The 5612-nt window shown below is 49.5% G+C and carries 5 protein-coding genes; 3 read left to right on the top strand and 2 right to left on the bottom strand.

The window, feature by feature from the left end:
• Together BS640_RS21730 and BS640_RS21725 are read right to left on the bottom strand one after the other, a co-directional pair.
• A partial coding sequence (locus BS640_RS21730) for a sugar 3,4-ketoisomerase (protein ID WP_206600948.1) occupies window positions 1-377 on the bottom strand: 377 nt, incomplete at its 3' end.
• 368 nt (window positions 378-745) lie between these two features.
• Window positions 746-1834 (bottom strand): AAA family ATPase, encoded by a 1089-nt coding sequence (locus BS640_RS21725; RefSeq protein WP_084913320.1) that lies wholly within the window; start codon window positions 1832-1834, stop codon window positions 746-748.
• Window positions 1835-2142: 308 nt separating this feature from the next.
• Here BS640_RS21725 and BS640_RS21720 point away from each other — a divergent pair, with 308 nt between their 5' ends.
• From BS640_RS21720 to licT, 3 genes are all read left to right on the top strand, one after another.
• On the top strand, window positions 2143-3063 hold the full coding sequence (locus tag BS640_RS21720; protein WP_017490084.1) for a L,D-transpeptidase family protein: 921 nt from the start codon (window positions 2143-2145) through the stop codon (window positions 3061-3063).
• A 188-nt stretch (window positions 3064-3251) separates the two neighbouring features.
• Window positions 3252-4397: a pyridoxal phosphate-dependent aminotransferase gene (locus tag BS640_RS21715; RefSeq protein WP_017490085.1), complete on the top strand. Its 1146-nt coding sequence runs from the start codon at window positions 3252-3254 to the stop codon at window positions 4395-4397.
• 260 nt (window positions 4398-4657) lie between these two features.
• The gene (gene licT, locus BS640_RS21710; protein WP_017490086.1) at window positions 4658-5482 is read left to right on the top strand and encodes a BglG family transcription antiterminator LicT; all 825 of its coding nucleotides are present in this window, start codon (window positions 4658-4660) and stop codon (window positions 5480-5482) included.
• Window positions 5483-5612 lie beyond the last annotated feature (130 nt).

Below are 5612 nucleotides of genomic sequence, written 5' to 3'. Positions count from 1 at the left end.
AACAGCGAACATGCCAGCACCGGCACAGGAATTCCTTCTGCCGCCATCAGGATAAAAGGCAGGCATTCCAGCAGCAACGCCCTCGAAGGCGTATCAAGCCAGTATTCGCAGTCCTCAGCACCGTCATGCAACTTCACTCGCAGCTTACCCGACAGGCAAATAATCAATTGTTTACTTCGCAGGCAGGCATAAGCCAGTCGACCTTGATTCTTGTTATTAAAAACATATGAGAATCTATTTACGCTGAAAGGAACCCGATTAGAAAATTCGATGCTAATCAGATATCCCCGCCCATCGGTAATCTCCTCAAGTTCAACTAATGATATCTTTCGCCCTTTAATATTCCCCGACGCAATGTCTGAAACGGATAATTGCATAGCATCACCTTCTAATTAATAATTAGATTGTTATAGATATCTAGACTAAAGGAAGTTAATCAAGCAGCGCCAGGTAATAAGCAACCGTTAGCACACCGCCCTATTAAGATTATTAGTTAATAAATGAGATTTAAACAACATGACGCAGATTAACAACAGGTTAATTCAAAAAAACCTACATAGACCCCACTCTTGCAAGGCCTTGCATGATTATTACAGAATTAATGCGGATAAACATTTGCATTTCTCGGAATTTTAATCCGCATCATTCGCCCAGACCTCTCCCCAAAAGAGCGCCATTTTCAATTTCCTTACTGATTGATTACGCTAATAATAAAATACAGCCTCAATATAATCACCCAGGTTTATTAACTGTCTTCGGCCATCACTGTTTCACCGGATTGTTGTTTTAGTTCAAAATAACGAATTTCGGTATGCTGGCGAATTAACGCCGCCAGTTCAGGCGAATGACTGGTGACCCACAGCTGGCTATAGCGGCTGGTTTCAGCAAGCAGCATTGCTAACGCGGGCATAAGAGAGGGATGCAGACTGTTTTCCGGTTCATTAAATGCCATAAAAGCCGGTGGCCTCGGGCTAAGCATAGCGACTGCCAGGCATAAAAAGCGCAACGTGCCGTCGGAAAGCTCGGTGGCTTCAAGAGGGCGAAAAATTCCTTTCCGCTGCATCATTATTTGAAAACGCCCCATCGAGGCATCAACGAAAAACTCGCTGTCGGGGAAGGCGGCAGACAACACGCGATGCAACAGCTCATGATTGCCTATTTCGTTGATTGTCTGAAATGCTGCGGCCAGATTGTGGCCATCGTGGGCAAGCACCGGCGAGCGGATCCCCACCTGAGGCAGACGCAAGGGAGAACCTGGCCAGACCGCAAACTCATGATAAAAACGCCAGCCTTGTAACACTTCGCGCAGCTGAGAGACTTCTGGATACAAATGGGGCTCCGAAAGCTGCCCAAAAATGGACTCATGCGCGGCAATACTGAGTGGGTAACGTACCTGCTCGCCGGAGAAATTGGTCAGCTTCGCCGTCTGGTTTACTCTTTCGACCAAACGACTGGACGGGCGGCGACGATGTCCCGTCATCCACAGCGACTCGGATTTTACGCTGGGGTCGAGGCTGAAGAGAGTGTTCGACAGTGATGACATTTCGTAACCCAGCTGGATTTCGTAATCAAAATCTTCAAGCATGGCAGAAAGCTGCATCTTACTGTCGCCTGTGCGTTTCTCACCGGCCCATAGCGCCTTCTGAATCCCCCCTTCCTGGGCCAGTGCCGCAGAAAGCTGCCCACGGGACGCCTCATGCATCAGCTTTACCGCCTTATAAAGGTTCGACTTGCCGCACCCATTGGGGCCACAGATAACGTTCAGCTGCCCAAGTTCCAGCTCTAACTGACGGAGGGATCGATAACCTCTAATCTGCAATTTTTTGACGAACATATCTACTATCTCAACGTTAATGAGCTTCAATGATAGAGGAAGGTGTTCAAGTTAGCGTAGAAAACAGGTAGGACAATCTAAATGCCCTTAAAAACCTTAAAAGGCGATCTTTGCTATAATTTTGAGAAAGTTTTGGCCTGTTTGAAATATTTCTTTATAATTAGCAGCCCTGAAAAAGTGATTGGTTACACATCTTGATTCACTCTCAAGCCCCTGTGTACATACAATATAAGGGTCATCCCGGTGATATCGTTCCGGGTAAAATCCCATAAACTAGTGCCTGTGTGGCAAGAATAACCTTAGAAAATATGAAAATGAGCATTCGCGCGATCTTTACTTTGGTTTTAGCTGTTGCTGCGTATAGCCAGGCTGCATTTGCAGTTGTCTATCCACTGCCGGCAAACAATGGCCGTTTAGTTGGTGAAAACATCACCGTCGTAGTGCCACAAAACAACAAACTGCCGTTGGAGCATTTCGCTGCACAATATCAAATGGGTCTGGCAAACATGCTGGAAGCTAACCCAGGTGTAGATACCTACCTGCCCAATCCAGGCACGGTACTGACTATTCCTCAGCAGCTGATCCTGCCTGATACCCCACACGAAGGCCTGGTTATCAACAGTGCCGAAATGCGCATTTATTACTATCCGAAAGGCACCAACACCGTGGTTGTTCTGCCAATCGGCATCGGTGAACTGGGTAAAGACACGCCGTTGAACTGGGTAACCTCCGTGCAGCACAAGAAAGCCGGTCCAACCTGGACACCTACGGCGAAAATGCACGAAGAATACGCGGCGCAAGGCCAGTGGCTGCCAGCGACCTTCCCTGCCGGTCCTGATAACCCGATGGGTCTTTACGCGCTGTACGTTGGCCGTCTCTACGCCGTTCATGGCACCAACGCCAACTTTGGTATCGGCCTGCGTGTAAGCCACGGCTGTGTGCGTCTGCGTGATGCCGACATCAAATGGCTGTTCGAAAATGTGCCCGTCGGCACCCGCGTTCAGTTTATCAATGAGCCAGTCAAAACAGCGGTCCTGCCGAACGGTGCGCGTTATATCGAAGTTCACAACCCACTGTCTGCTAACCAGCAGGAGTTTGATTCTCAGCAGCCGCTGCCAATCACCCTCTCTGGCAACAACGCGACCCTGATGGCTGACCCAAGCGTCAATCAACAGGTTGTTGATAAAGCAATCTCCCTGCGTTCAGGTATCCCGACTCAGGTAAACTGAAAGCAGTTAGTACAGCAATAGCCTGTACTCAAGCCCCTGCAGTCCCGCTGCAGGGGCTTTTTTATGCTCAGGATTTAGCCTCTGCGGCCCAAACCTTCACCGCTTTACTTATTTTTTATTCTTAAGTACAACTTATGGAGACTTTCAACGCCGCCGTGCTGGCCCGCCCCTTGCCCACTGGAGATTTTATGCCGCAACTATCCGCCAACGCACTGGCCATTCCTGCATCAGGGATTCGCCGCATTTATGAGTTGGCTTCTGAACTCGACGACGTCATTCAACTGAGCATCGGTGAGCCCGAGCGGCCGGTCGCCAAACATATCCTCGATGCGGGTGCCAGCGCATGGAATGCCGACGTTACCCACTACACGCCCAACAGCGGTATGGCGCTGCTGCGTTCAGCGATTGCGGCTAAACTTGAACGCGACAATCACTACCGCGTCGACGATGATCAAATCCATGTGACGTCGGGCGGTTCGCAGGCTCTGCATATGGCGATGTCATTAACGCTGACCGCCGGCGACGAAATCCTCATCCCCGATCCCGGTTACGCCACTTTTACCATGATTCCCAGGTTGCTCGGTGCCGTCCCTGTTCCCTATCATCTGGCCGCCGAAGAGGAGTTCCAGCCTTCGATAAGTCATCTCGAGCGCTGCATTACACCGCGTACCAAAGTGTTACTGATTAATAGCCCGTCAAACCCGCTCGGCGTGGTCTTTAGCGCAGAAAAGCTGACCGAACTGCTACAGTTTGCCGCCAGGCATGACCTTTGGGTTATCAGCGATGAAGTCTATGAATACTTTACCTTCAGCCGTGCGTTTACCAGCGTCGCCTCTCTCGATACCGACGGCCGCGTATTCAGCGTCTATTCGGTTTCCAAAACCTATGGCCTGACCGGTGGACGCGTTGGCTACCTGGTCACGCCACCGGGCGTTGCCTCAACTTTCCGCGCAGCGCAGGAGGCTACCGTCAGCTGCGTCAATGCCCCTGCGCAGTTGGCCGTCGTGGCAGCACTCGACGGTCCGCAGGATTACGTGCACGAGGCGCGCGCGCACTACGGCGCTAACGTCGAAGCGGCCTGCGCCACCCTTGACCAGCGCGGCATCCCCTATCAACGCCCGCAGGGGGCATTCTACATCTGGATTGATGTTTCACACGTCAGCGGAGGAGACGTCGCCGCCTGGGCCGAACATTTCCTGCTCACCGCACGCGTCGCCGTGGCACCGGGTGTGGCCTTTGGGCAGGCGGGCGAAGGCTGGATACGCATCTGTGCGGCAGGCAAGACCGAACCCTTGCTTGAGGCGATTAAGCGCCTGCCGTCGGTCACGTCCTGATAGAGCGAGCCAGAAGCCAAGCGTGCCAACCCTCCCACTGCCCGCTGTTTCAGCGTCAAGGGGAGCGTATCCGTCGCTCCCCTTAACATAAGTCTTACACCATACTGTGATTCCCCCAGCAATTTAGCTAAAAAGAGGGAGACCTCTTTCGACTTAGCATGCGTTGCAATTGACAGCTCATCTCAACCTGCCATAACGTTCCCGCCAAATACTTAAATTCTCTTAAGGGAATAAGGCCTACCCTCATGAACATAAATAGAATGCAAATAGATCGCATATTGAATAATAACGTGGTGATCACGCTTGGGGAGAACCAGCAGGAAACGGTGGTGATGGGTAAAGGCATCGGCTTTCAAAAAAAACCGGGTGAATCGATTAATCCGCAGCTGATCGAAAAAATCTTCTCGCTCAATAACCCTTACAGCGATCATTTCAAAGCCTTGCTTGAACAAGTTCCGGCGAGTTGTATTAGTGCGACGGAAGAAATTATCGCACTGGCTAAAACTCGTCTGGCAACCAAACTGCATGCCAGCGTACTAATTTCCCTGGTCGATCACCTTCATTATGCTTTACAACGTTTTGCTGAAAATATCACCATCCCCAATGCATTGCTTTGGGAAATAAAAAAGCTTTACGCTTCCGAATTCGCCATCGGTAAAGAGTCACTGCAGATTATTTACCGCCATACTGGCGTATTGCTTCCTGAAGATGAAGCCGGATATATCGCCCTGCATCTTGTTAATGCTCAGCTAAATGACAATATGCAAAACACCATGAAAATAACCCGTTTTATGCAGGATATCCTCAGCCTGGTGCAGTATCATTTTACGCTGGAATACAATGAGGATTCATTAAGCTATCAGCGCTTTATCACCCATCTTAAATTCTTTGCTCAACGTATTTTTGACCGTAAGTTTGTCAATAATGACGATCCGTCTCTGCCAAGACTGGTAAGAGAAAAGTATGTAGCCTCACACGAATGCGCAGAAAAAATAAACAAATACATAGCATTGCATCATGACCATGCGTTAACGGAAGATGAGCTCATGTTCCTGACCATCCATATTGAGCAGTTAAGAAAATGATTTCTACATCGGTAAAAAGGGCCATGAGCGAGTCCCTGTGAAGCAACTCACATTTCACAAACATTCAGAAAACAATGCTTGAGCAAGTTAAATATTACATTTATATATATTACTCATAACAGGATTGTTA

The organism is Rouxiella badensis, from assembly GCF_002093665.1.
Classification (GTDB): domain Bacteria; phylum Pseudomonadota; class Gammaproteobacteria; order Enterobacterales; family Enterobacteriaceae; genus Rouxiella; species Rouxiella badensis.
The sequence above is the reverse complement of the archived record's forward strand: the minus strand, read 5'-3'. Positions and strand labels throughout refer to the sequence as shown.